At 68.3% G+C, this 25,365-nt stretch carries 25 protein-coding genes; 12 read left to right on the top strand and 13 right to left on the bottom strand.

The window, feature by feature from the left end:
* Positions 1-19: 19 nt before the first annotated feature.
* Both ACIOHP_RS00885 and ACIOHP_RS00880 read right to left on the bottom strand, forming a co-directional pair.
* On the bottom strand, positions 20-493 hold the full coding sequence (locus ACIOHP_RS00885; RefSeq protein WP_361548699.1) for a carboxymuconolactone decarboxylase family protein: 474 nt from the start codon (positions 491-493) through the stop codon (positions 20-22).
* A gap of 376 nt (positions 494-869) precedes the next feature.
* The gene (locus ACIOHP_RS00880) at positions 870-1,235 is read right to left on the bottom strand and encodes a DUF192 domain-containing protein (RefSeq protein WP_401882074.1); all 366 of its coding nucleotides are present in this window, start codon (positions 1,233-1,235) and stop codon (positions 870-872) included.
* Between the two features lie 298 nt (positions 1,236-1,533).
* Between ACIOHP_RS00880 and ACIOHP_RS00875 the strand changes: the two genes are divergently transcribed.
* Positions 1,534-2,187 carry a hypothetical protein gene (locus tag ACIOHP_RS00875; RefSeq protein WP_401882071.1) on the top strand — a complete coding sequence of 218 codons (654 nt, stop codon included), beginning with the start codon at positions 1,534-1,536 and terminating at the stop codon, positions 2,185-2,187.
* A gap of 8 nt (positions 2,188-2,195) precedes the next feature.
* Positions 2,196-3,227, top strand: coding sequence for a hypothetical protein (locus ACIOHP_RS00870; RefSeq protein WP_401882069.1), 1,032 nt, complete (start codon positions 2,196-2,198; stop codon positions 3,225-3,227).
* An 80-nt stretch (positions 3,228-3,307) separates the two neighbouring features.
* Here ACIOHP_RS00870 and ACIOHP_RS00865 read toward each other — a convergent pair whose 3' ends face one another.
* Genes ACIOHP_RS00865 through ACIOHP_RS00845 form a run of 5 tightly spaced genes read right to left on the bottom strand, consistent with a single transcriptional unit; the run spans position 3,308 to position 6,699 of the window.
* Entirely contained in the window at positions 3,308-3,961 is a 654-nt protein-coding gene (locus tag ACIOHP_RS00865) for a hypothetical protein (protein ID WP_401882066.1), read from the bottom strand.
* Positions 3,958-4,605 (bottom strand): hypothetical protein, encoded by a 648-nt coding sequence (locus tag ACIOHP_RS00860; RefSeq protein WP_401882063.1) that lies wholly within the window; start codon positions 4,603-4,605, stop codon positions 3,958-3,960. Before ACIOHP_RS00860 ends, ACIOHP_RS00865 begins: the two co-directional genes overlap by 4 nt.
* Complete coding sequence (locus ACIOHP_RS00855; RefSeq protein WP_401882061.1) at positions 4,602-5,090, bottom strand: hypothetical protein; 489 nt, start codon at positions 5,088-5,090, stop codon at positions 4,602-4,604. Before ACIOHP_RS00855 ends, ACIOHP_RS00860 begins: the two co-directional genes overlap by 4 nt.
* Entirely contained in the window at positions 5,068-6,381 is a 1,314-nt protein-coding gene (locus ACIOHP_RS00850) for a putative T7SS-secreted protein (protein WP_401882059.1), read from the bottom strand. Before ACIOHP_RS00850 ends, ACIOHP_RS00855 begins: the two co-directional genes overlap by 23 nt.
* Positions 6,382-6,384: 3 nt before the next feature.
* On the bottom strand, positions 6,385-6,699 hold the full coding sequence (locus ACIOHP_RS00845) for a hypothetical protein (RefSeq protein WP_401882056.1): 315 nt from the start codon (positions 6,697-6,699) through the stop codon (positions 6,385-6,387).
* Between the two features lie 569 nt (positions 6,700-7,268).
* Between ACIOHP_RS00845 and ACIOHP_RS00840 the strand changes: the two genes are divergently transcribed.
* Positions 7,269-8,141 carry an LLM class flavin-dependent oxidoreductase gene (locus tag ACIOHP_RS00840; RefSeq protein ID WP_401882053.1) on the top strand — a complete coding sequence of 291 codons (873 nt, stop codon included), beginning with the start codon at positions 7,269-7,271 and terminating at the stop codon, positions 8,139-8,141.
* 145 nt (positions 8,142-8,286) lie between these two features.
* On the top strand, positions 8,287-9,093 hold the full coding sequence (locus ACIOHP_RS00835) for a class I SAM-dependent methyltransferase (RefSeq protein ID WP_401882050.1): 807 nt from the start codon (positions 8,287-8,289) through the stop codon (positions 9,091-9,093).
* Here ACIOHP_RS00835 and ACIOHP_RS00830 read toward each other — a convergent pair.
* The gene (locus ACIOHP_RS00830; RefSeq protein ID WP_401882047.1) at positions 9,084-10,244 is read right to left on the bottom strand and encodes a winged helix DNA-binding domain-containing protein; all 1,161 of its coding nucleotides are present in this window, start codon (positions 10,242-10,244) and stop codon (positions 9,084-9,086) included. The genes ACIOHP_RS00835 and ACIOHP_RS00830 overlap by 10 nt on opposite strands.
* Positions 10,245-10,985: 741 nt before the next feature.
* On the opposite strand from ACIOHP_RS00830, the gene ACIOHP_RS00825 reads away from it, so the two are divergent.
* The 7 genes from ACIOHP_RS00825 to ACIOHP_RS00795 all read left to right on the top strand — a co-directional run bounded on the left by ACIOHP_RS00825 (position 10,986) and on the right by ACIOHP_RS00795 (position 17,912).
* Positions 10,986-11,759 carry an isoprenyl transferase gene (locus ACIOHP_RS00825; RefSeq protein WP_307026412.1) on the top strand — a complete coding sequence of 258 codons (774 nt, stop codon included), beginning with the start codon at positions 10,986-10,988 and terminating at the stop codon, positions 11,757-11,759.
* 321 nt (positions 11,760-12,080) lie between these two features.
* Positions 12,081-13,406: a PhoH family protein gene (locus ACIOHP_RS00820; protein WP_351680323.1), complete on the top strand. Its 1,326-nt coding sequence runs from the start codon at positions 12,081-12,083 to the stop codon at positions 13,404-13,406.
* Between the two features lie 401 nt (positions 13,407-13,807).
* Complete coding sequence (locus ACIOHP_RS00815; RefSeq protein ID WP_361548721.1) at positions 13,808-14,512, top strand: transglycosylase SLT domain-containing protein; 705 nt, start codon at positions 13,808-13,810, stop codon at positions 14,510-14,512.
* 152 nt (positions 14,513-14,664) lie between these two features.
* A complete protein-coding gene (locus tag ACIOHP_RS00810; RefSeq protein ID WP_401882043.1) occupies positions 14,665-15,990 on the top strand; it encodes an AI-2E family transporter in 1,326 nt (441 codons plus the stop codon).
* A gap of 169 nt (positions 15,991-16,159) precedes the next feature.
* Entirely contained in the window at positions 16,160-17,014 is an 855-nt protein-coding gene (locus ACIOHP_RS00805; RefSeq protein WP_401882040.1) for a MarR family transcriptional regulator, read from the top strand.
* Between the two features lie 78 nt (positions 17,015-17,092).
* Positions 17,093-17,479 carry a roadblock/LC7 domain-containing protein gene (locus ACIOHP_RS00800; protein WP_046262351.1) on the top strand — a complete coding sequence of 129 codons (387 nt, stop codon included), beginning with the start codon at positions 17,093-17,095 and terminating at the stop codon, positions 17,477-17,479.
* 4 nt (positions 17,480-17,483) lie between these two features.
* Positions 17,484-17,912: a hypothetical protein gene (locus tag ACIOHP_RS00795; protein WP_401882037.1), complete on the top strand. Its 429-nt coding sequence runs from the start codon at positions 17,484-17,486 to the stop codon at positions 17,910-17,912.
* Positions 17,913-17,963: 51 nt separating this feature from the next.
* On the opposite strand, the gene ACIOHP_RS00790 is transcribed toward ACIOHP_RS00795, so the two are convergent.
* The 5 genes from ACIOHP_RS00790 to ACIOHP_RS00770 all read right to left on the bottom strand — a co-directional run bounded on the left by ACIOHP_RS00790 (position 17,964) and on the right by ACIOHP_RS00770 (position 22,771).
* Positions 17,964-20,288, bottom strand: a complete 2,325-nt coding sequence (locus ACIOHP_RS00790) for an ABC transporter permease (protein WP_401882034.1) — start codon at positions 20,286-20,288, stop codon at positions 17,964-17,966.
* Positions 20,285-20,971, bottom strand: coding sequence for an ABC transporter ATP-binding protein (locus tag ACIOHP_RS00785; RefSeq protein WP_361480118.1), 687 nt, complete (start codon positions 20,969-20,971; stop codon positions 20,285-20,287). The genes ACIOHP_RS00790 and ACIOHP_RS00785 overlap by 4 nt, the downstream gene beginning before the upstream one ends.
* Entirely contained in the window at positions 20,968-21,492 is a 525-nt protein-coding gene (locus tag ACIOHP_RS00780) for a PadR family transcriptional regulator (RefSeq protein ID WP_361548730.1), read from the bottom strand. The genes ACIOHP_RS00785 and ACIOHP_RS00780 overlap by 4 nt, the downstream gene beginning before the upstream one ends.
* A 116-nt stretch (positions 21,493-21,608) precedes the next feature.
* Positions 21,609-21,842 (bottom strand): hypothetical protein, encoded by a 234-nt coding sequence (locus tag ACIOHP_RS00775; RefSeq protein WP_384158985.1) that lies wholly within the window; start codon positions 21,840-21,842, stop codon positions 21,609-21,611.
* Positions 21,839-22,771: an SPFH domain-containing protein gene (locus ACIOHP_RS00770; RefSeq protein ID WP_046262357.1), complete on the bottom strand. Its 933-nt coding sequence runs from the start codon at positions 22,769-22,771 to the stop codon at positions 21,839-21,841. Before ACIOHP_RS00770 ends, ACIOHP_RS00775 begins: the two co-directional genes overlap by 4 nt.
* A 259-nt stretch (positions 22,772-23,030) precedes the next feature.
* On the opposite strand from ACIOHP_RS00770, the gene ACIOHP_RS00765 reads away from it, so the two are divergent.
* On the top strand, positions 23,031-25,337 hold the full coding sequence (locus ACIOHP_RS00765) for a transglycosylase domain-containing protein (RefSeq protein ID WP_401882029.1): 2,307 nt from the start codon (positions 23,031-23,033) through the stop codon (positions 25,335-25,337).
* Positions 25,338-25,365 lie beyond the last annotated feature (28 nt).

Raw genomic sequence — 25,365 nt, 5'->3', positions numbered from 1 at the left:
GCGGTCGATCGTCGTTCGGTCAGCCGAACATGCCGGGCTGGTAGTCACCGGCGGGCTGCTGGATGATGACGTTGAAGCGGTTGTAGAGGTTGATGAGGGCGATGGTGGCGATCAGCGCGGCCAGCTGCTCCTCGTCGTAGTGCTTCTGGGCGTTGGCCCAGACCTCGTCGCTGACGCCGCCGGCCCCGTCGGCGATGCGGGTGCCTTCCTCGGCCAGTTCCAGCGCGGCACGCTCGGCCTCGGTGAACACCTTGGCCTCACGCCAGGCGGCGACGAGGTGGAGACGTTCGTGGGTCTCGCCGGCGGCGACCGCGTCCTTGGTGTGCATGTCGGTGCAGAACCCGCAGCCGTTGATCTGGCTGGCGCGGAGCTTGACGAGCTCCGCCGTCGAGTGCGGCAGGGTCGAGTCCGCGACCGCCTTGCCCGCCGAGTTGACGTACCGGATGATCTTGCCGGCGAGCGGGTTTCCGAAGAGGTCGAGGCGGGCTTCCATGGTGAGCTCCTGTGGCGTTGGTGTCGATGCCTACACCCCCTAGACGGAACGACCCCACCGAGATGTGACACCCCTGGATGTGACGCGCGTCTCGTGGGGTGCCGACGTACCTGGCGGCCCGCCGTGGAGAGGTGCGCCCCGTGGAGGATCAAGCCGGCAGGGCGGCAGGCGGCGCGTTCTGCCCGTTCCTGATCATGTCCCGCGCGGAAGTGGAGTCGGCGCGGGACCGCATGTGCGGCCGGCTGACGCCGGGCGGCCACCTGGTAATGGTCAGCACCTGCTACGCCCACCGCCCCCGAACACGCACGCGGCACCCTCAGACGACCAGGCCCAGTGATGGGCAGATGGGCGCTCCTCGGCCAGGGTCCGGCCCGTGTCACCCGTCGGTGGTCACGGCCACCCGTACCCCGGCCCGCAGTCCCCACCCGGCCATGGCGCCGGCCTCCGCCTCCAGCACATGCCGCGAACGGAGCCGGGGCATCCCCAGACGGCCGGGCTTCATGGTGCGTACGGCGGTGACGACGAGGTGGCGATCGAGGTAGGCGACATCGATGGGGATGCGCATACGAAAGGTGTGCACACCGCTGGCAGGCGACAGCAGGATCGCCCCGTCCACGGAGTCCCGCCCCAACAGCCCTTTGCTACGGGCCCGATAGGACGCGGCGATCTCCAACGGAACGGAAACACCGGCCGGCTCCCCATGGACGACCAGCGTCCCCCGCCCGTCCCGCAACCGCCCCATACCCGAACCGCCCCCTTCGCCCACCACAACCTGCCCCTCCGCCACTCCCGCGAACCGAACACATCGCCGCCGGACAACAGGAGCAGGCCTCGCCGACCACCCGTCAGCTTTGCGAGTTCATAACTGGAACCACCCGCTCACCACGCGTTATCCAACCGTTACGGCTCAAGTGGGGTCACGCAAGGCCGATTTGGCCGCATTTACCCCGCCCCTCGACAACGGCAACCCTGGTGTCACCGCTGCCCCCTGGATAGCGTTGCTTCGCTCAAGAGAAGCCTCGCCTCACCGGGAGCCGACCGTGAACCGCCGCCCCACGCTGCTCGCAGCGCTAGCCCTGACCGCCACCGCGGCCCTGACGCTGTCCGCGTGCGGAAGCGACGACAGCTCCAAGGACAAGGACAACGACAAGATCGCGGGAGCCGACACAGGCAAGACGTCGTCCCCCAGCCCGAGTGCGTCGACCTCCAGCGACCGTCCGAAGATCGAGATGCCGTCCGATCTGGCCTACACCTTCGATTGGCCGAAGACGGGTGACGAGGACAAGGACGCGGTCCTGGCCGACGGGGAGCAGTCCATCAAGGCTGTGGACCTGGCCATCGTGAACCAGGACGCGCTCGACAAGGCGTACCTCTACTACTACGAGGGCGAAGCCGCCGTCGGCGTGGAGAAGTTCGTCAAGGAGTACGTGGACGCCAAGGTCGGCATCACGGGGGCCTACCGCTTCTACAACCCCGAAGTGGCCGTGGACAAGGACGGTACCGCTTCCCTCAGCTACTGCGAGGACCAGGGGAAGGCGTACGCGAAGGACCTCAAGAACGGCAAGGTCAGGAAGACCAAGGTCACTTCCGACAGTTACGTGATCTACCACACGTCTCTGAAGAAGAACAGCAAGGGGGTGTGGGCGATCCAGAAGATCGTCTCGCAGAGGGGGAGCGCGAAGTGCCAGCCCTGACACGCGCAATGAAGAAGATACCGAGCGCGGTCGCCGTCGGTGTGTGCCTGTCGCTCTTCGCGGTGCCGGGTGTGGCCCACGCCGATGACTCGCCCACCGGAGGCGGTGGCACCCTCGACTCGAGCAACCCGACTCAGGACGCCAACGCCGACGACAAGGGCAATCTCTCCGTCACTGTCGGCACCGTCAGATTCGACCGTTCGAAGAATGGCAGCGGCGCCTCCACCGGCGCCCTGACGTCCAGTACCTCCTGGACGCCGCCCGCCTGCTGGTACGCCCCCATGTACTCCCCCGAAGAGCTGCAGAAGAAGTTGGAGCCGATCTGGGAGGCCGAGTCGACGGGCTACGAGTGGGATGCCGAGCAGCGGGAGAAGTACAACGCCAAGGATGAAGAGAAGGGCTTCAACAAGGACAAGTCCGGCAAGGGCTACTGGTGGGGCTCGTACGTCAACAAGGACTTCCCGCCCGGCTGGGACGCCTGCGACGAGGACTATTTCTGGGTGGACACGGGTGACGCCCCGCCGGCCAACATCCCGAACGCCGTCACTCCGGAGATCCTCGCCGGGCTCGCCTACAACGAGATCCGCGTCCCCGGTACCGAAGTGACCCTGGCCCCCGCGAACAACACCAAGGTCAACCTCCCGACCTGGGCCTGGCTCGACGGCGCCGAGTTCAAGCCGGTCTCCGTCACGGCCTCCATCGACGCCATCGGCCTGACCGCGACCGCCACCGCGGAACCGATCTCCCTCGAGATCAAGCCCGGCACGGCCGACGCCGTGACCTACCCGGCATCCGGTGTGTGCGAGATCAACAACGGCCGGATCGGTGAGCCCTACGCGAAGGGCAAGGCCGACCAGACGCCGCCCTGTGGCGTGAAGTACCTGCGCTCCTCGGGCGACGGCTCGTACCCGCTCCAGGCCACGGTCACCTGGAAGATCACCTGGACCGGCACCGCCGGTGCCGGCGGCGACCTGCCCGACGGCAGCTTCGGCGCCACGCAGGACGTCGTCGTACAGGAGATCCAGGCCATCAACCGCTGACCACCGCGAGATCCCGCGTTCGGGCGATCACTCCCCTCGGGAGAGTGGTCGCCCGACGTGCTGTGGCGACCTGAGCGGGATCATGAGGACGTCCAGGTGGCCGCTTCCTCATCCGGGCTGATCCGGACCGTGCGGGCGAACTCGTCGACATCGTCGAGAGCCTTGAGGATCCGGCCGGCGTCGGGATCGGCCAGGATGATCAGTACGTCCGCGGCTTCCGTGCCCATCTCGTAGCGCCAGGCGTAACGGAGGCCGACGTGCACCTCGTTGCTGTCCTCGTCCTGGTAGTAGCGCAGCACCCGCAGACCGGCTCCCAGGTGCGGGGAGCGGAAGTCCTCGACGATAGGGGGCTCGACGGTGTAGCCCACATCGGCGTGGGTCAGTTCACGCAGGGCCGTTTCCCGGTCCTCGCCCTCCTCGATCTCCACCAGGTCGACATACGCGGGAAGCGGGATCTCCCGCGGGTGGGGGAGATGGAGGAAGACCTCGAAGTCCGGGTAGGCCGCGGGTGCCCTGAGGGCGTACATCGACAGGATGTCGGTCAGCAGGTCGACTTCGCCCGGTTCCGGCTTCTCCGGCGCGAAGTCCTCCCAGAGACCCTCAGCGAAGTAACGTGCCCACGCCTCAGGCGTCTGTGCCTCCTCGACGTCCTCAAGGCCCGGCTCCGGCCACATGAGCGGGATGCGGATCCAGGGGGACAGATCCATGGCGTGCTTGACGTTGAGCCAACTCACTCGTAACTCCACTTGAACGTGCCGACCACCGCGTCGAACAACTCGACCAGCACGTCGGTGAATTCACTGTCGACATCCCCGTCACCCGGGGTGGAGAAGTTGACGCTGATCCAGCGACCGGAGTCGTCCGCCACGGGGATCACATAGTCGACCCGACGTGTCGGCAGCTCCTCCTCATCAGGGGTGCAGCGGTAGGCACGGCGGAGTGCGGGCGCCCCGGCCACGTCGACCGTTGCCGCCGTTCCGCCGGGCACCTTCTCGTCGGCCAGTTGTGCGAGCACCGCCTGTGGGGGAACCGTACGGTCTCGGCCGATCGGCAGCTCGGCAACGATGAACGAAGCCATCAGGAAGATGCCCCCGCGCGGCAGGACCGGAAGGTAGAGGTCGAGGCCACCGTTCCTTCTGGCCGCACGGGCTTGCTTCTCCAACTGGCGACGCATCTCCAACCGGAACCGCATCGCGTCGTCCCGCGGGATGCCCTCAGAGACTTGCTCCATATGCGAGAAGAGGATCCTCTCGAGCGCTTCCTTCATCCCCTCGCGCAGGGGGATACGGACCCAGCCGGGCGGCAGGACGAGCTCGTAGCGGCGGGGAACATTCACCTTGACGGGGGACGGGTGTTGCTCCAGACCGGAGGCGCTCACACGCGGGCCTGCTTCTTGAGCTGACGGTCGGCCACGAGGATCGTCAGGATGGAGAGCACCGAAATCCAGGCCAGCCAGCTGTAGCCGAGGGCCGCGAATACGTTCGGGATCAGGAAAAGAAAGGAAACCATCTTGACCACCTGGGAGAAATTGGCACCCCTCTGTTGGTCACGGATCAGCTCTCGGTGCTTGATGAACAGGAGCAGCATCAGGACAGGCCCAATCATCATAGGCCAAGCCGCGTATCCGTAGGTGAGCCAGTCAATTCCTCCATATTTTCTTCCGAGATCTTGGAAGGCGAAGCAGAAGATCGGCGTCAAAGTGAATACGGCAAGGTATTTCATGGCCCGAGCCTCTTCTGGGCTTTTCGCTGGGACTGTTGCCACTATCTCCCACTCCAGAAAACTTGGCTGCGAATTCAATGTGACTGATTGCTTTCGGTCGAACCCAGTGCAGGGTTCTTCACCAGCGACTTCCGACTTCACGCGTCAGGACATCCTTGGCATCACCGTACTGGTTCGCGTAAGGGCTCTTTTCCCCGGCCTTATCTCCGAGGTCTACGACGCTGGCTGCCAGGTAATTCGATCGGAATTTCCGCACGGCCTTTCCCAATGCGTCAGCGGCCCTGACCACCTCGGGATTACCGCCAAACTCAGCCCGCATCGCCTTGGCAAACTTACTCGCGCTGATGACCTCCCCGTCGCCCCCCAACAACCGCTCCACCCGGGTCACCACAGGACGTGTCTCCCGCGCCCCGATCTGTCGCAAGGACCGCAGCGCCCGTTCCGCTTTCGAGCCCCGGACCGAGTCGGGACCGTACCGCGAGAGATTCTTGTTGAGCAGCTTGCGCAGATTCGCGTACCGCTGGAACCGTTCCACCCTGCTGGCGTTCTTGAGCGCTGTTGTCGCGGCCTTCACGCCCTTCATCGCGACGCTGCCGAATCCCAGCGTCGCCAGCGCGAAAACGTCCATGGCGACATCCGCCCAGTTCCCGTCTCCGGAAAGCGCCAGCAGCGTGTGCCCGATGCCGACGAGCGCCGTGAGACTGATGGCGGTCACCGTGATGAGGGTCGCCAGCCATCCGACCGGAGTGAAGAGGAGGGCGATGATCCCGATGGCGGTCGCGGCCCAACTCAGGACTTCGATGACGGATTTGATGGTGTCCGCGTGCTCGTGCACCCCGTCCTTGAAGTTCTCCCAAGTGCTGTCCTTGATGATGTCCGAGATGTCGTCGCCGATATTGTCGGCGTAGTGCTGGGCGCGGGAGTCGCGCTCGGAGACGATCTGGTTGAGCTGCTTGTGGTACGCCGCCAAGTGGCTGTTGGGGTCGGACTCCTCTGACGACTTCCTGCCGCCGTCCTTGCCGACCTTGCTGTCATCCTTGGCCTCGGCTTCCTTCTTCTTCACCTCGGCAGCGTGTTCCTCATCCGCCCGCTTCGCGGCTCGGAGGACGCCGTCGGCCCGTTCCTGGAAGTCCTCCAGCTCATTGGCCCAATGGCCGAGGTCGCCGACCACACGTTCGTAGCGGCCCGCCGTCTCGCGAAAGTGCTTTTCGAGGTCGCCGGACTTGTCGCGGATCTTGTCGGCGTACTTGCCTTTCAGCGCTTCGCCGTCGGCGGCCTTGCGAAGGATGCGGGCCTGGTCGCGGAGGGTTGAGGCGAGGTTCTTCATTCTGCCGACCTCGTCGCGGATGTCCTCCGGGTCGCCGGGAATCGGGTCCTTCTCCGCCAGCGGATGCCAGTCGAGCGGCCGGCGCCTGCCCTTGCCCGTACCCATCGGTCAATTGCCCCCGTCTTTCCCGTGCTTCTTCTCGCTCGCGTTCTTGAGATCGAGATCCAGCTTCTCGAAGCTCTTGAGCGAGGTCTCTACTTGCTTGCCCAAGTCCTGGACGCTTTCAAGGAGTTCACGCCGATAGTTGTCCCAGTTGCTGACGAAATCGTCCATCTTGTCGGCGATACTGCTGTGGCCCCAGATGTCATGGATGTCGGCGCGGTGCTTGTCGATGCCGTCGAGGGCTTTCTTGATATCCCTCAGATTCGTCTTCGAAGACGCCAGGAGTGTGTAGTCGACTACCAGGCGGTCGTGCTCCCCCATCGGCCTCTCCGTTTGCACTTACGTGGTCAGCACACTCCCGGTGGGCTCAACCCGTCGGCACAGTCAGCGCACACGTCCATCCGCTCCGGGATCGATGATCGTGAGCGGCCATGTTTGCGGCCGCATCTTCCCCCATCCCTGCCGTGCCGGTGAAGCTCGGTTTGCTGGGGACGGTCACCCAGACGTGGCCGAGGCCACCACGCCGCTCCGGCCGCGCGGCGTGGTGTCGTGGCGTCCGGCGAGGCACCACGCCGGAAGCCACGGCGCTGCTTTTCCAGGCGGAACGCCCCCGCGCCCAACGCGTCGGGTCGTCACAGCACTTGCCGTCTCCTCGAAGGCCGCTGGCCAAAATGCTGACCCCACCCACCCGGTCGGCCAAGTCAACCGAGCGAACTCCGCATCCCCTCGCACGTGTGACGCCCGACCGTCACTTCTCCGATCGCCAACTCCGCCCGCCCGTTCCGGCTTACCCGCCACACGCCCCCCCCGGACGGCGCCGCGGCGGAGCAGGTCAACGGCCCCCCGTAAACAGGTTGTCCGCCGCTGCCCGCTTGGGTAGTAAGGCCCCCATGACCCAACTCGGCGCCGTCTTCCGCCCCCAACTACCCCCCGAGCGACTCCGCGACATCGCCCGCCTCGCCGACGACGCCGGCCTCGAGCAGCTCTGGCTCTGGGAGGACTGTTTCCGAGAGGGAGGTGTCTCGACGGCCGCTGCCGCGCTGGCGTGGAGTGAGCGGGTGCGGATCGGGGTCGGTCTGTTGCCTGTGCCGTTGCGGAACGTCGCCATCACCGCGATGGAGGTCGCCTCGCTGCACCGGATGTTTCCGGGCCGGGCGATCGTCGGGGTCGGGCACGGTGTGCAGGACTGGATGGGGCAGGTCGGGGCGCGGGTCGAGTCGCCGGTGACTCTCCTGCGGGAGTACCTCGACGCGCTGCGGGCGCTGCTGCGGGGGGAGAGGGTGAGCGTCGAGGGGCGGTACGTCCGTCTCGACGACGTCGCGCTCGACTGGCCGCCGGCCGAGGCGGTGCCCGTGTTCGCGGGGGCGACCGGGCCGCGTTCGCTGCGGCTGGCGGGGGAGGCGGCGGACGGGACCATTCTCACCGCGGGCACCCCGGCCGACGGCGTACGACGGGCTCGGCGACTCGTCGACGAGGGGCGGGAGTCGGCCGGCCGTACCGATCCGCACCAGGTCGTCGTCTACCTCCTCGCCGCCACCGGAGTCGACGCCGCCGCCCGTCTCCGGGCCGAGCTGGCCGACGAGGGACTCGCCGATGTTCCGGACCTCGGTGTCGCCGGAGACGCGGGTGCCGTCGCCAAGGCCGTGGAGCGGCTCGCGGAGGCCGGGGCGGACACGGTGATCCTGCAACCGACGGGAGACGAGCCGGACCCGGAGGGCTTCGTGCGGTTCGTCGCGGAGGAAGTCCGGCCGTTGGTGTCCTGACAGTCCGGGCGTGAGGGCGGTCCTTCCAGTGGTCCGGCCGCGCCGTTGGTCTCGTGACAGTCCGGGCGCGAGCGGGGGCCGTCCGGCGGTCCGCCCATGAAAAAACCAGCGGCGTCCCCCGGCCCGGCCCTGCGACGATCACCCCATGCCGATCGACCACCCCCACCGCAGCTACGAAGCCCTCGTTGCCGAAGGTGCCTCCGTGCCCACCGAAGGCTGGGACTTCTCCTGGTTCGAGGGGCGGGCCAGCGAGGAGCGGCCCTCGTGGGGATACGCCGTGGCCAAGGCCGGGCGGCTCTCCCGGGCCACCGCCGCGCTGGACGTCCAGACCGGGGGAGGGGAGGTCCTGGACTTCGCGCTCGGCAAGGCGGCGGAGGGCTCGAAGGTGCCCACCCTCGTCGTCGCCACCGAGGGCTGGCCGCCCAACGTGGCCAAGGCCACCGCGCTGCTCCGCCGCCGCGGCGTCGCCGTCGTCGCCTCGCCCGAGGACGCCCCGCTGCCCTTCGCGGACGCGGCCTTCGACCTCGTCACCAGCCGCCACCCCGTCGCCCCCGACTGGCCGGAGATCGCGCGCGTGCTCCAGCCGGGCGGCACCTACTTCGCCCAGCACGTGGGCCCGCGCAGCGTCTTCGAGCTCGTCGAGCACTTCCTCGGGCCCCTCCCCGCCGAACAGAGCGCGGATCGGCACCCCGACCGCGAACGCGCCGGCGCCGAGGCCGCCGGGCTGGAGGTCGTCGATCTGCGTGCGGAGCGGCTGCGGGTCGAGTTCCACGACATCGGTGCCGTGGTCCACTTCCTGCGCAAGGTGGTGTGGATGGTGCCGGGCTTCACCGTCGAGACGTACCAGCCCCAACTCCGCGCCCTGCACGAGCGGATCGAGTCCGAGGGCCCGTTCGTCGCCCACAGCACCCGCCATCTTTTCGACGTCCGGAAACCCGCGCCTCACGCATGAGGCCCGACCGTCACCTCCCCGACCACCAACTCCGCCTCCGCCTCCAGTACTTCACCCACCCGCTCCACCCGCTCTCCCAACTCCCGCTCCTGCCACGCCGTGAGCGGCCGCAGCGGCTCCACCGTGACGGTCGTCCGACGGCCCCGGCGCCGCTGATGCCAGACCCCGGCCACCACACCGTCGACCAGCAGCAGCGGAAAGTTGCCGGCCTGGCCGCCCGCCAGCGCCCGCCGGTACGCGGCACCGGGGAACAGCAACTCACGAGGCTGGGCGGCGATGCCGTACGCGTCGAAGTACGGCAGCAGCCGCACACCCCGTACCCGGTCCCGGCCCCCGTCCCCGGGGAACTCCGTGTCGCCCGCCACCACCCAGGCCGCCGCCCCCTCGAAGTCCACCTCCTCGATCTCCCCGGCCTCCGCCATCCGCCCGAACACCGCGCTCGACCAACCGCCGGGCGCCGCGAGCCACTTGGCGAACCACGCCGGGGTCCCGGGCCCGTAGGCGTGCAGATAGCGGCGTACGAGAGTCCGTACGGCGTCTTCCGCCGGGAGCGGGTCGAAGTGCGGTGGGCGGGTGTACGTCACCTTGCGGCCCCGGTTGGGGCCGAAGCACAGCGCACCGGACCAGCCCGCCCGGTGCAGTACCTGCCGCCAGCGGGGCCACAGGGTCTGGAAGGCGGGCATCACCAGGTCACCGGCCCAGGCGCCGGTGCGCGCCACGACCTCCTCGCTCAGCTCGTCCACGGTCAGGCACACCCCGTCCAGGGCGTCCCCGATCGCCGCCACGATCTGCCCGGCCTGCTCCTCGGTGACCCGTACGTCCGCCGCGAACCCCGACCCGGCCGGGACGGCCGGCAACGCGGCGCACCACAGCGGGAGTTCGGCCGTGGGAAGCAGATGTACGGTTCCGCGCGGGCCGTGCGTCTTCACCAGTGACCGGTCCTCCCAGAGCGCCTCGCGCACGTGCGACCGTGTCGTCCCCTCGGTCCGCACCCCGACCGACAACTCGGCCGCGGACAGCACCTGCGCATGCGCCCCGAGCATCGTGGCGACCACATCGGCGACCGGGACGCCCGGCTTCGCGGAAGTGGCCAGGAACTGCCGTTCGAGTCGGCGTGCGCTCGCCTGGGTCCATGTGATCCTCACCGTCATGAGGCGACGCTAAGCCCGAATGAGGTCACTTCCTGTCCTCTATGGAGATGCGCGAGGAGCTGTAGTCATTTCCATTGGGCAAATCGGGCAATCGCCGCATCCGCGCCTCATTCCCCCTTCGTATCCATGGGATTCACGAGGTTTCCACATCGTTATCACCGTCAACTCGCTTCTTACCTTGATCTCACGTAACTTCGGAGCAAGGTAATTCGCGTGAGCAAAGCTGCGCGGGCGGCACCGCGCGGCGGAGGGGGCTGCGCGGTGCGCTGCCTTCGCAGCTCACCGGCCTCCTCGCGGGATCGGCGCCCGGCGTCAAGGGGAGGTTCGCGGCCGGGTCACCCACCTGGGGGATGCGAGAACAAGTCGCCGTGCATCCGGCAAGTCGCCCCAAAGCCTCCGGATCTCCGCGGAACTCACCCGATTGCCCTGGGAATCCGCTGCGATTCGGCCATGAATCCTCCGTGAGTGCGGCCCTTCCAGGCCATCGGCCCGTCGCCGCCCGACTCCGGAGAGTAGTTGTGGCACGCCGATGCACGCAGCATCACTTACGAAGGGTTATGGTGGAAACCCCCCCTCGGGCCGGTCCGTCTCCCCCCCACGGACCGGCCCGTTTTTTGTGTGTCGATGTGCGGCTCCGCAGTGTCGGCGTGACCGGCAACTCGACCCGCGCTCAAGTCTTCCTCCACCACAGCGGTAGGCTTCCGCCCGCGGGGACCGCCGTACGGAGGGGCTGACAAGAACGTGAACCTGCGCGACAAGCTGCGCGGCCTGCTGGTCAGGCTGTACGCGCGCCGGGTGGAAGGCCACCTGGACCACGCTCAGGTGCCCAAGCACATCGGCGTCATCATGGATGGCAACCGCCGCTGGGCGAAGGCCGCCGGCTCCACCACCGTGCACGGTCACCGCGCTGGAGCCGAGAAAATCGAGGAGTTCCTCGGCTGGTGCTCCGAGACCGATGTCGAGGTCGTCACCCTCTGGCTGCTGTCGACGGACAACTTCGACCGGCCCCAGGACGAACTCGGCCCGCTGCTGGGCATCATCGAGGACGTCGTGCGCACCCTTGCCGCGGACGGCCGCTGGCGGGTCCACCACGTCGGCACCCCCGACCTGCTGCCCTCCCAGATGCAGCTGGCGCTGAAGGAGGCGGCGGAGGCGACGGCGCACGTCGACGGGATACTCGTCAACCTCGCCATCGGCTACGGCGGTCGCCAGGAGATCGTGGACGCCATGCGGTCGATGATGCTCGACGCCGCCGACAAGGGGACCTCGCTCGAGGACCTCGCCGAGTCCGTCACCATCGACGCGATCGGCCGTCACCTCTACACCGGCGACCAGCCCCACCCCGACCTGGTGATCCGCACCAGCGGCGAGCAGCGGCTGTCCGGATTCATGCTGTGGCAGACGGCCCACTCCGAGTACTACTTCTGTGACGTCTTCTGGCCGGCCTTCCGCAAGGTCGACTTCCTGCGCGCCCTGCGCGACTACGCGGCGCGGCACCGCCGCTACGGCGGTTAGAAGGCGCGGCAAGCGCCCGGCCTACCCCGTTTGGGGCGGAAGTAACAAGGAGTTCACCAGCGCGCCGTCATCCGCACCGGCATGGCGGCGCATGTTCGAGGGCATAAGCCAAGCAGGTCGACACCCGAACCACGGGTGTCGGATCTCAGCGGACGGCACCGGAGCCGTTCGCCCGGGAGGCCCTTTGCACCAGCTCGACCGTGCGGTTTCTGCACGGAAGAAGCAGTGGAGGGCCGGTCTCCGGCCCGTGCATCGCGGCCGTCGATCGGTCCAGCTCCACTCCGTCGCTCCCCGACCTCATCCGAGGGGGTACGTCCTTCCGTGGTGACCAGCACAAAGCGCCGTATGCCAGACCGGCGCACCTATGTTCTCGACACCAGCGTTCTGCTGGCCGACCCGAGCGCCATGACCCGCTTCGACGAGCATGAAGTCGTGCTCCCGATTGTCGTGGTCACGGAACTGGAGGCCAAGAGGCACCATCCCGAACTCGGCTACTTCGCTCGGCAGGCACTTCGCCTGCTCGACGATTTCCGGGTGCGGCACGGCCGCCTCGACGCCCCCATCCCGGTCGGGGACCTGGGCGGAACCGTCCGTGTCGAGCTCAATCACTCGGACCCCAGCGTGCTGCCCAGCGGCTACCGCCTGGGGGACAACGACTCCCGCATCCTCGCGGTCGCCCGCAATCTGCAGGCCGAGGGATTCGACGTCACCGTCGTCTCGAAGGACCTCCCGCTCAGGATCAAGGCGTCCTCGGTCGGGCTCCTCGCCGAGGAGTACCGCGCCGAACTCGCCATCACGGGCTCCTCCGGCTGGACCGGAATGTCCGAACTGACCCTGCCGGGCGAACAGGTGGACATCCTCTTCGAGGAAGGCCATGTGTACGTCCCCGAGGCCGCCGACCTGCCCGTGCACACGGGTCTGACGATCCAGTCCGAGCGCGGCAAGGCGCTGGGGCGGGTCAGTCCCGAGGGCAACATCCGCCTGGTGCGCGGTGACCGGGAGGCGTTCGGGATCAAGGGGCGGAGCGCGGAGCAGCGCATCGCGCTGGACATCCTGCTCGACCCGGACATCGGGATCGTGTCGATGGGCGGCCGCGCCGGCACCGGCAAGTCGGCACTCGCGCTGTGCGCGGGTCTGGAGGCGGTCCTGGAGCGCCGCCAGCACCAGAAGGTCATGGTCTTCCGGCCGCTGTACGCGGTGGGCGGGCAGGAACTGGGTTATCTGCCGGGCTCCGAGTCCGAGAAGATGAGCCCCTGGGCGCAGGCGGTCTTCGACACGCTGTCCGCGGTCGCCAGCCGTGAGGTCATCGAGGAGGTCACCGCACGCGGGATGCTCGAGGTCCTGCCCCTCACCCACATCCGCGGACGCTCGCTGCACGACGCGTTCGTGATCGTGGACGAGGCGCAGTCGCTGGAACGGAATGTGCTTCTCACCGTTCTGTCCCGAATCGGTGCCAATTCACGGGTGGTGCTCACCCATGACGTGGCCCAGCGGGACAACCTGAGGGTGGGTCGCTACGACGGTGTCGTCGCCGTCGTGGAGAAGCTGAAGGGGCATCCGCTCTTCGCCCACGTCACGCTGACGCGGTCCGAGAGGTCCCAGATCGCCGCCCTTGTGACCGAAATGCTGGAGGACGGGCAGATCTGACCCTGTCGTACAACTTCACAAGGGTTACGCAGTAGTTGGCGCCGTCCGGAAAGGCAGTGAGCCTAGCCGGGCGGCGCCTCGGTGTGTGCGGCTTTCCTGAAATCCCTAGGGGCAAACGAGGTGTGAGCTTTCACACGCAACTCAGAATTGCCACCCGGCGTCCGGTTGCGGCAGAGTCTCATTCCTGTCAGGCCCCGCATACGACACACCTGTACCCCCAGCGGTACGGCACCACAGCACCACCAGCTTCAACTCCATAGCCGACGTCGTATGCCGCCCGAGCACCATGCGGCGCCTCCCTCACGGGAGTTGCCCACCGGGCCCGAACCTCCCGTGACCCAGCAGTTGGGAGGGCAGCGCCAGGGGCAAGATTGCGTCCGCCAGGGTCACCGAAGCGGGCGATGCTGGAAGGAAACCGTGTGAGTCCGATTTCGGTCCGGGGATTCGCAGTGGCCTCTGCCACCGCGGTCACCGCTGTCGGAAGCGTCGTCGGCGTTGCCTCGGGCAGCACCGCGCAGACGAACGACGCCGAGGCGGCAGTAGCCGATTCGACGCTCCTCGCGGACATACCCGCGGGCCAGCAGGCCCAGGTGCAGACCGCGTCCCTGACGCAGCAGGCCAATGTCCAGGCCATCGCCGCCGACGCGAGCGCCAAGAAGGACGCCGAGGCATCGGCTCGCAAGGCTGCTGCCAAGTCCGCTGTAGAGAAGAAGGAAGCCGCCGAGAAGGCGGCGAAGGAAGCCAAGGAGCGGGCCGAGGTCAAGGCCGCCGCCGCCTCCCGGGACTCCTCCAGCTTCCCCGTCCAGAGCTCGTACTCCACCGCGCAGATCCAGGCGATGGCGCGGCAGATGGTGCCGAGCGGTCAGTGGACGTGCTTCAGCAACATCGTGGACCACGAGTCCAGCTGGAACTACACGGCGGTCAACGCCTCCTCCGGCGCCTACGGTCTCTTCCAGGCACTGCCCGGCTCCAAGATGTCCTCCGTCGGCGACGACTGGCGGACCAACCCGGCCACCCAGATCAAGTGGGGCCTCAACTACATGGACAGCCGCTACGGCAGCCCGTGCGAGGCCTGGTCCTTCTGGCAGGCCAACAACTGGTACTAGAGCCGCCCGGCCCCGGCCGACGCTCAACCCCGCGCAGCCCCTCACCGTCCTACGGTGGGGGGCTTTCGCCCTGTTGTACGGTCTGACGGACGACTCACGGGCTCCAGGGGGGAGTGGTGGGCAAAGACGGGGGAAAGGGACGGACACGGATCATGTCGCGAGTGCCTGGGTGGCTCGGTCGGCTCGGCCACGGACTGACCGAGATGGGTGACCGCTTGGACGAGCGCCGCGCGGAGGCGGAGCGCGAGGAGGAGGTCTCGCCCCCCGACGAGCCCCCGCCGCCCCTCGACGAAGCACCCCCCGCCCCGGTCTCCCGTCCCGATCCCGCGCAGGCGGTCCCGTGGGGCATGCGCGTCGCCGCCGAGGCCGGCTGGCGACTGCTCGTCCTGGCGGGCACGGTCTGGGTCCTCATGCGGGTCATCAGCGCCGTACAACTCGTCGTCCTCGCCTTCGTGGCCGCGCTGCTGATCACCGCGCTGCTCCAGCCGACGGTGGCGTGGCTGCGGCGCTACGGCGTCCCGCGCGGCCTCGCGACCGCGCTCACCGCGATCCTCGGCTTCGTCGTGATGGGCCTGATCGGGTGGTTCGTGACCTGGCAGGTCATGGAGAACATCGACAACGTCTCCGACCAGGTCCAGGACGGCATCGACGAGTTGCGCAACTGGCTGCTCAACAGCCCGTTCCATGTCACGGACAAGCAGATCAACGACATCGCCGAGAACCTGCGGGAGGCGGTCGGCGCCAACACGGACCAGATCACGTCGGCCGGTCTGGAAGGGGTGACGGTCGTCGTCGAGGCGCTGACGGGCATCCTGCTCGCCGCCTTCTCGACGCTCTTCCTGCTCTACGACGGAAAGCGTATCTGGGAGTGGACGCTGAAGCTGGTGCCGGCGGCGGCGCGGCCAGGCGTCGCGGGTGCGGGCCCGCGCGCGTGGCGCACGCTGACGGCCTATGTGCGCGGCACGGTGATAGTGGCTCTGATCGACGCCATCTTCATCGGCCTCGGCATCTACTTCCTGGGTGTCCCGATGGCCGTTCCGCTGGCGGTCTTCATCTTCCTGTTCGCGTTCATCCCGCTGGTGGGCGCGGTCGTCTCGGGTGCGCTGGCGGTGGTCGTCGCGCTGGTGACACAGGGCGTCTTCACGGCGGTCATGTCCCTCGCCGTCGTGCTGGCGGTGCAGCAGATCGAGGGGCACATCCTGCAGCCGTTCATCCTGGGCCGCGCGGTCCGGGTCCACCCGCTGGCCGTGGTCCTGTCCGTCGCCGCGGGCGGCATGATCGCCGGGATCGGCGGTGCGGTGGTCGCGGTGCCGTTGGTCGCGGTCACGAACACGGTGGTCGGCTATCTGCGGTCGTACTCCCTGGAACAGACCCTGAAGCAGTCCCCCCGACCGAGGGGCGCCACGGCGGTGGAAGTCGCCCCCGTGACCCCCAAGGACGACCCCGCCCCCAAGGACGGCCCCGCCGATCTGGGATGAGAATCGTTCAAATGAGCGCCGAACAAAGCGAATTGAACGGCTCTAGGCTTCATTTTCCGTCAGCTGGGAGCAGCTCGGAATAACCCGGCCGAAATATGCCTCGCGGCTGATACACATACCCCCCTCAGCGCTACGCGCCAGGCGTATGTGCGAAAGGCCAGGGGGAGTGATGTCGGGCCTCCGCGACCCCCTCGACCTCGACCAGGCCGGTCACGACCTGCTGGCACACGCCCTGACGCTGTGCGGGCGCGAGGAGTTCACCGGGGAACTGAGAGTGGCCGGTGCGCCCGGCGGCACCCTCCATCTGCGCCGCGGGCTCGTCGTGGGCGCGCACAGCCCCGGCGCCCCCGGCCCGGAGGCGCTGCTGCTGCGCTCGGGCCGGGTCAGCGGGGAGGAATGGGCCGCGCTGGTGCGGGAGTCGGGCGGCGCGCGCTGGCCGGCGGCCCGGCTGATCGCGCGCGGCTACGCCGGGGCCGCCCAGCTCAAGGTCATGTGTGTGATGGCGCTGCACGACGCCGTCTTCGCCGTCCTCGCCGGCCGGGTGCACGGCTGTGAACGGGTCGCCGAGACCGAGCCGTTCGCCACGATCGCCGTCGGCGAGATGTCGAACCGGCTGCTCCAGGAGGGCACCCGCAGGCTCGCCGCCCTGTCCGCGCTTCCCCACCCCGTGCACCCGGAGCGGGAGCGCCCGCATCCGGTCCCGGGCAGGGACGCCGGCCCCCTCAGCGCGCTGCAACGCGAGCTGCTCACCCACGCCGACGGCCGCAGCACCGCCCGTGACCTGGCCTTCCGCACCGGACGCGGCGTCTACACCGTCACCGTCGAGATGGCCCGGATGCTCGGCGAGGGACTCCTGGAGCTGGCCGCGGCACCCACCCCGATCCCGGTGCGCCCCGTCCCCGACGGCCAGGGGGTGCGGCAGCGCGATCCGTCGCCTCCCACGGCCCCGCCGCTCGTCCCCGGCACCCTGCCCCGCCGTAAACCCGGCGGATTCTTCCGGCTGCGAAACGGAGCCCCCCAATGAGCCCCCGAATAGGCCCCAGAGAGAGCCCTTGAATGAAGAAGCCGAACAGATCCGAACAGAAATAGGGGAGTTGAATACATGGATCACGAAGCACTGGCACTGGAAATGCGTGGACTGCGCGAACAGGTGACCGGCATCACCGACACGGCGGTCGCCGCCGCCGACGGACTGCTCATCGCGGCGGACACCGCCGACTCCATCGATCCGGAGGGCCTCGCCGCCCTCGCCGCGGCCGGCCTGGGGCTCGCCCGCCGCACCGCCCAGGCGACCGCCCGGGGCACCCTGCGCCAGACCGTGACCTACGGCAGTCACGGCTGTGCGGCGTTCTACGCGGTCGGCGACACCGCCCTGATGGTCGTCCTCGGCGACGAGGGCATGGACGTGGACCGACTGCACCGGGCGACCCAGCCGGCTCTCGACCGGATCGGCTCGATCCTCACGCACAAGGCAGCTGAAGGAGTCTGAAGGGATGGCGACGAAGCGTATGACCCCTGGTTTCTCCGATCAGGTGATGGGCCTGGTCAAGTCACTGCGTACCGATGCCCCCGACTGTGTCGCCTCGGGCGTGGTCGACATGTCCACCGGCATGCTCCTTTCGTACGAGACCGTCGAGAACCATCCGCCGGAGGTCCTGGACCTGCTGGCGGGTGCGACGCTCGACCTGTTCCAGGGCCGCACGGTCGTGATGATCGAGGACGTCTTCAAGGAACGCCGCGGCGTGGGCGGTGACAGCCACTTCTTCCAGGAGATCCTGGTCAACAGCGAGAACCTCACCCACCTGTTCATCCGGCTGAACGAGCAGCAGGACGTGGTGGCCGTGGTGGTCTGCCGGAAGTCGGTGAACGTGGGCATGCTCTTCGCCCAGGTGCGGCGGGTGGTACGGGAGTACAGCCTCTGAACACACGGAAAGGGCCCCTCCGAACCGGAGGGGCCCTCGTCGTCGTACCGGCTACTCCGTGCGCAGCCCGTCCGGGCGCATCAGCCGCAGCAGCGGCGGCAGGCTGAGCAGCGTCACCACCAGGACGACCGCGGCGCCCGCGCCCGTCATCGACAGCACGCTCGCCCAGTCCACGGACACCGGGGTGTCCGTCATCTTCAGCAGGACCACGCCGAGCGTCAGCCCCACCGTCGAGGCCAGCACCAGTCCGAGGCCGACCGGGATCGCCGTCTGCCACAGCACCGACAGGCTCAGCGTGGAGCGCTTGGTGCCGAAGGCGATCAGGGCGGACAGCAGCTTCTTGCGTTCACGGAGCTGCTCCAGCTGGGAGACCAGCAGACTCGCGCCGATCAGCATCAGGACGCAGGTGGCGCCGACGAACAGGCCACCGCGGATGGAGGCGTAGTTCTCGTCGCGCACGGAGGACGTGAACTGGATGGGCTCCTGGTACGGGTCGATGGCCGCCGTCGTGTTGCGGACGTACTCGATGGCGTCCGGCACCGCGTTGTCGAGCCCCAGATACACCTCGGGGGTGAGCATCGGGCCGGCTCCCGAGGGCAGCGCCGCCGGTGTCAGCAGCACGCCGGCGCGCCCGACGCGGGCCGAGTCCTCGGTGCCCTGGACGACCTTGAAGTCCTTCGGAACGGTCCAGGCGACCGACTTCGTCGTCGCGCTGTCGTCGGAGTCGTCGAACCAGAGCTTGTTGCCGCCCTTGACCATCTTGCCCGTGTCGTACGCGTAGTCGCCGGCCCTCAGGACGAACACGTCGCCGTCACGGCAGGAAGGGAGCTTCGCGACCTCGCGCAGGGCCGCACAGGTGCCGACGGACACGGGGGCGAAGTTCTGGGGGTCGACGCGGCTGCTTCCGAGGTATCCGTCGGACAGGTGGTAGACGTGCTTGACGCCCCGGGTCGCCGCGAGCTTCTCCTTGGCCTCGGCGACCGGACTCCCCGTGGACAGCTGTACGGCCACCTGCGCGCCGGTCACGTTCTCGTCCTTGCGGTCCGTGTACTGGCCGTCGACTCCGGCGAACAGCATCTGCAGGGCGATCGCGCCGGCCACCGCCACCGCGATGCCGTTCACCATGCGGGCCGCTGTGCCGCTGCTCAACTGGAGTCTGCGGACCGCAAGTTGCCAGGCCACCGGGCCCGCTCCGAGCCGGGAGACGACCGCTTCGACAGCCCAGGGCAGCAGCGCGGTCACGCCGACCAGCAGCAGCATGACGCCACCGATGGTGAGGTACTGGTTGAAGTTCCCGCCGTCGCGTCCCTGGCCGATCATCGGGTACAGCATCGCGAGCCCGCCGAGCGGCAGCAGCAGCCGCCACCACAGCCGGCGCCGCGAGGGCTTCGTCGTACGCACCACGCCCAGCGGCTCGATGACGACACCGCGCAGCGCCAGCTGGGTGACCAGCACGGCGGCCGCGGGCACCGCGACGGCGACCAGCAGGGCCAGCAGGGGCGAGGGGTTGAGATAGCTCGGGAAGAAGCTGTAGTCGAAGAGCTCCACGGAGCCCGCGATCTGACGCCCGATCATGAAGAAGCCGGCGCCCAGGACCAGGCCCACCATGGCTCCGGCCATCGCCTCGCCCGCCGCGACCCGCCGGGTCATCCGCGCGTCGGAGCCCACCAGCCTCAGGGCCGCGAGCCGCCGGTCGCGTCGCTCGCCGCCGAACCGCACGGCCGCCGCGATGAAGACGGCGACGGGCGTCAGCAGTACCGCGAAGACGACGAGGATCAGCAGGAGCAGTACGGGATCCAGCGGATCCTTGGACTGCTGCGGGGCCCCGAACCGCTCGATGCGGTCCACCATGCCGCCGTTGATCTTGGGTGCGAGTCCCTCGGCGCCGCGGTAGAAGGCGAGTTCGGCCGAGCCGATCAGACCGCTCTCCCCGATGGTCCCGACGATCCGGTCCGGCAGCCGCTCCCGCAGCACCTTCCCGTCGCCGGACTCCAGGAGCTTCTTCAGCGCGGGGGAGACCACCATCTCGCCCGCCGCGGGGAAGGCGGAGACCCCCGGCGGCAGCGGCGACTTGGGCCCCTCCGGCTCCAACTCCCGGCCCCGCACGCTCTTGTCGTGATAGGTCGTGGTGATGTATCCGACGACCAGGGTGTCGTCGGCCTTCTTGATCCGGGTCCCGCTGAACGACATGTCGGTCCGCGCGGCCTCCCGGTCCTCCCGTGCCGACATCGCGCTCGGGATCGCGGTGGTCAGCAGCAGCAGCGCCACCCCGAGCCCCACCCCGACCGCCGTCAGCAGCACCCGGATCCAGCCTTCGCGTCCCCCCGCGAACGCGAATCTGACCCCCATCCCCAGGTCCCGCGTCCACTGCCTCATACGACTCGCTCCATGTCCCGGGACTTCCCGTCCCGTACGACGATCTCGCGGTCGGAGTAGGCCGCCACCCGCGCCTCGTGCGTGACCAGGACGACGGCCGCGTTGGTGGACCGCGCGGCGTCGGTGAGCAGTTCCATCACGCGCTCGCCGTTGAGCGAGTCGAGCGCGCCGGTGGGCTCGTCGGCGAACAGGACGCGCGGGCTGGTCACCAACGACCGTGCCACGGCGACACGTTGGCCCTGCCCGCCGGAGACCTCACCCGGCCGCTTCTTCCTCAGGTCGTCGACCTCCAGCCGTTCCATCCACGTCAGGGCGGTCCGCTCGGCCTCCTTGCGGGAGGTGCCGTTGAGCCGCAGCGGCAGGGCGACGTTCTCCACACAGGTCAGCTCGGGGACGAGCTGGCCGAACTGGAAGACGAACCCGAACTGGGAGCGCCGCAGCTCGCTGCGCTGGGCGTCGTTCATCGTCGCCATCTCGCGCCCGCCGTACATGATCGAGCCCGAGTCGGGCGTCACGATCCCGGCGAGACAGTGCAGCAGCGTGGACTTGCCGGACCCGGAGGGGCCCATCACGGCGACGACCTCGCCCGGGTGGATGGAGAACTCGGCGCCGTCGAGCGCCAGGGTCGGGCCGTACGCCTTGCGCAGGTCGTCGGCCACGAGCAGGGAACCAGCGGGAGTCATTCGGCCACCACCTGTGCGAGCTTGTCGAGACGCGCGGCGGTCAGTTCCAGCCAGCGCAGATCTGCTTCGAGATGGAACAGGGCGTGGTCGCAGATGAGCTGATCGGCGAGGTCCCCCTTCCGCTTCCGGTCGGTGAGGATCCGCATCATGCGCAGATGCTCCGAGCGCTGCGTGTCGAGGATGTCGGCGGCGTCGCGGTGTGTCAGCAGCGCCAGGACGACCTTCGTGTACAGCGTCGACTGCAGATACGGTTCGGGCTTCTCCGGCGTGGCCAGCCATTGCTGTACGTCGGTGATGCCGGCCTCGGTGATCGCGTACCGCTTGCGCTCGGGCCCGCCGCCGGCCTCTATGCCGTCGACCTCGACGAGCCCGTTCTTCAGCAGGCGGGACATCGTCGAATAGACCTGGCCGTAGTGCAGGGGCCGGTCGTGACCGAACTTTTCGTCGAAGGCCCGCTTCAGGTCGTAGCCGTGGCGGGGTCCGGACTCCAGGAGTCCCAAAAGGGTGTGACCGATGGACATGCGGAGGACTGTACACGCGGCGTATACACGGCATGTATACGTCGAGTGTGTAGATGGCGTGGACGGGTGCCGAACCGCAGGTGAGGGCCGATTGTCACGGTTCTGCTACACGGATCTCAGGCCTCCGGATCCGCCGGTGGCCGCCCCCGACGCGGGATGGGCCCGGCCTCGCCCGGCAGTCGCCCGGCGTCCGCCAGGGCCTTGCGCAACAGGAACTCGATCTGCGCGTTCGCCGACCGCAGCTCGTCCCCGGCCCACCGGGCCAGTGCCTCGTACACCGACGGGTCCAGCCGCAGCAGCACCTGCTTGCGCTGCTGCGGCCGCCGCTTGGGCGCGGACTCCTCCGTCACTGGTAGAGGGTCCCCGTGTTCAGGACGGGCTGCGCCGCGCGGTCCCCGCACAACACCACCATCAGATTCGACACCATCGCCGCCTTGCGTTCGTCGTCCAGCTCCACGATGCCCTGCTCGCTGATCCGGGCGAGCGCCGCCTCGACCATCCCGACCGCCCCGTCCACGATCTGCCGCCGCGCCGCGACGATCGCCCCGGCCTGCTGTCGCTGGAGCATCGCCGAGGCGATCTCGGGAGCGTAGGCGAGGTGGGTGAAGCGGGACTCGATGATCTCGACGCCGGCCGCCTCCACGCGCGCGTGCAGTTCGAGGGCGAGCTTCTCGGTGATCTCCTCGGCGTTGCCGCGCAGGGAGAGGCCGCTCTCCTCGTGGGCGTCGTAGGGGTACTCGATGGCGATGTGCCGGACGGCCGCCTCGGTCTGGGTGGAGACGAACTCGATGTAGTCGTCCACCTCGAAGGTGGCCTGCGCGGTGTCCTCGATCCGCCACACCACGACCGCGGCGAGCTCGATCGGGTTGCCGTAGGCGTCGTTGACCTTCAGGACGGCCGTCTCGTGGTTGCGCACCCGCGTCGAGATCTTGGTGCGCGAGGTGAAGGGGTTCACCCAGCGCAGCCCGTCCTGCCGGATCGTCCCCCGGTAGCGCCCGAAGAGCTGCACGACCCGCGCCTCGCCCGGCGCCACCGTGTTCAGCCCGCACATGGCGAGAAACGCGGCGAGACCGACCAGGATCCCGCCGACGATCAGCGCGGCCTTCCCGCCGGTCGCCGAGACCGCCGTAGCGCCCGCAATCATTCCGGCGCCCGCGAACAGCCCTAGCAGCCCGAGGAGCAGCGCCAGTCCGCCGCCGATGCTGTGGGCGGTGAACTCCCGCACGCGTGGGGCGGGCATGTCGGGTACGTCGACGGTGGTGTCGTCGTGGGTGGTCATGGTTGGTCCCCCGGTTCTCGAAGTTCGCGTACGGCTAGCTATGTGCTCACTAAGTGATAACACTTTTACGGCCGAAGGCAACCCTTCACACCCCTCGCTCGTCAGTTCCGTAAGGAACGGGTGCTGATTGTCACGTCCGCAAAAGACCGGATCGGGCGCCCTTTGTCGCATCTCCCGGTGTTAGCTTTCTGAGCTGACCTGAGCGGCGAACCTGTGTGACGCATGCGCACACACGAGCGAATCGGAGCAGAACGGACCCATGGGACGAGCGGAAGAAAGACGAGCGCGACAGCGCGGCGGTCACCGCGCCGCGCCCAAGGGCCGTTCGTCGAGGGCGGCCAGCGCTTCGACCGGCGCTTCGACCCGGGCTTCCGGCAGCGGCGACAAGAGCCTCATACGCCGGATCTTCACCTGGAAGAAGATCCTCGGCACGTTCCTCGGCTTCTGCCTGCTCGGCATCGGCGCCTTCATCGTCCTGTACATGATGGTGCAGGTCCCCGAGGGGAACGCGCAGGCCGAGCTCCAGAGCAACACCATCAGGTACAGCAACGGCGACGTCCTGGTCCGGGACGGCAAGGTGAACCGCGAGACCGTCGACCTCGCCAAGATCTCCAAGGAGGTCCAGCTCACCTTTGTCGCGGCCGAGAACAAGTCCTTCTACCAGGACTCCGGCGTCGACCTGAAGGGCACCGCCCGCGGTCTGCTCAACACGCTGTCCGGCAAGGGCAAGCAGGGTGGTTCGACGATCACCCAGCAGTACGTCAAGAACTACTACCTCACCCAGGACCAGACGGTCACCCGCAAGCTCAGGGAGCTGGTGATCTCGCTCAAGGTGGACCGCCAGAAGTCCAAGGACGAGATCCTCGCGGGCTACATCAACACCAGCTACTACGGCCGTACCGCCTACGGCATCCAGGCCGCCGCGCAGGCCTACTACCGCGTCGACGCCGAGGACCTGAGCGTCGAGCAGGGCGCCTATCTCGCCGCGCTGCTCCAGGCGCCGAGCCAGTACGACTGGGCCACCGCCTCGGACTTCAGCAAGAAGCTGGTCAAGCAGCGCTGGAACTACGTCCTGGACAACATGGTCGAGGAAGGCTGGCTGGACGCCTCGAAGCGCGCGGAGATGGAGTTCCCGACCCCGAAGGAGCCCAAGGCCGAGTCCGGGCTCAAGGGGCAGAAGGGCTACTTCGTCAAGCTCGCCAAGCAGCAGCTCGTCAAGCAGCTGATGAGCAAGGACGGCCTCACCCAGGACGAGGCGGAGGCCCAGTACGACCGGGGTGGCTGGACCATCACCCTGAACATCGACAGGAAGAAGCAGGCGCAGCTGGAGAAGGCCGTCAAGGCCCAGCTGACCGACAAGCTGGACCCGGACAAGCGCAAGGTCGACAAGAACATCCAGGCCGGCGCCGCCTCCGTCGACCCGAAGACCGGGAAGATCGTCGCCCTGTACGGCGGCGAGGACTACACCACGCACTTCTTCAGCAACGCCAACCGCACCGACTACCAGCCCGCGTCGACGTTCAAGCCGGTCATCCTGGCCGCCGCCCTGGAGAACGGCGCGGTGACCCAGGACGACAAGAAGATCACCGCGAGCACGGTCTACGACGGCACCAGCAAGCGTCCCGTCAAGGGCAGCGACATCGCCTTCGCCCCGGAGAACGAGGACGACCGGGACTACGGCGACGTCACCGTCCAGACGGCGATGAACAAGTCCATCAACTCCGTCTTCGCGCAGATGGGCGTCGACGTCGGCATGGACAAGGTCCTCGAGACCGCCGCCGACCTCGGCATGGGCACCGACGGCCTGAAGGCGCTGCCCGCCTACACCCTGGGCACGATGGGCGCGAGCCCGATCCAGATGGCCGGGGTCTACGCCACCCTCGACAACCACGGCAAGAAGGTCACCCCGACCATCATCAAGTCGGCCGAGCGCAACGGCAGCGAGGTCGAGATGCCCGACCCGGTCGGCGAGCAGGTCATCAGCCGTGAGACCGCCGACACGGTGACCTCGATCCTGACCGGCGTGGTCGACGACGGTACGGCCCAGCGGGCCGTCCGCGACAACAGCGAGCGCGACGGCCAGGACGTCGCGGGCAAGACCGGTACGTCCGACGACAACAAGTCGGCCTGGTTCACCGGTTACACCCCGGACCTGGTCACCTCGGTGGGTCTGTTCGGCGAGGACTACAAGACCAACGCCCAGGCGAAGATGTACGGCGCAGGCGGCGAGGACCGCGTCAACGGCGGTGGCTTCCCGGCGCAGATCTGGGCGGCGTACATGTTCGGTGTGACGTCCACGTCCGCCGAGTTCGACCTGGACACCGACCAGGGCGCGGCGGTCGAGCCGACGTGGACGCCGACGCCGACGCCCACGCAGACCCCGACCCAGAAGCCCACGCAGACCCCGACCCAGACTCCGACGCAGACGCCCACGCAGACGCCGACCCAGACTCCGACGCAGACGCCGACCCAGACTCCGACGCAGACGCCCACGCAGACGCCGACGACGAAGCCACCGACGGACGGCATCCCGGAGGATCCGGTGGACCCGGGGGACGATCTGTAGCGCAACACGAAGGGCGCCCGGCATCCGC

Origin of the sequence: Streptomyces sp. NPDC087859 (assembly GCF_044742595.1) — a bacterium.
Classification (GTDB): Bacteria; Actinomycetota; Actinomycetes; order Streptomycetales; family Streptomycetaceae; genus Streptomyces; species Streptomyces canus_F.
This window is presented reverse-complemented; position numbering and strand designations above follow the sequence as displayed.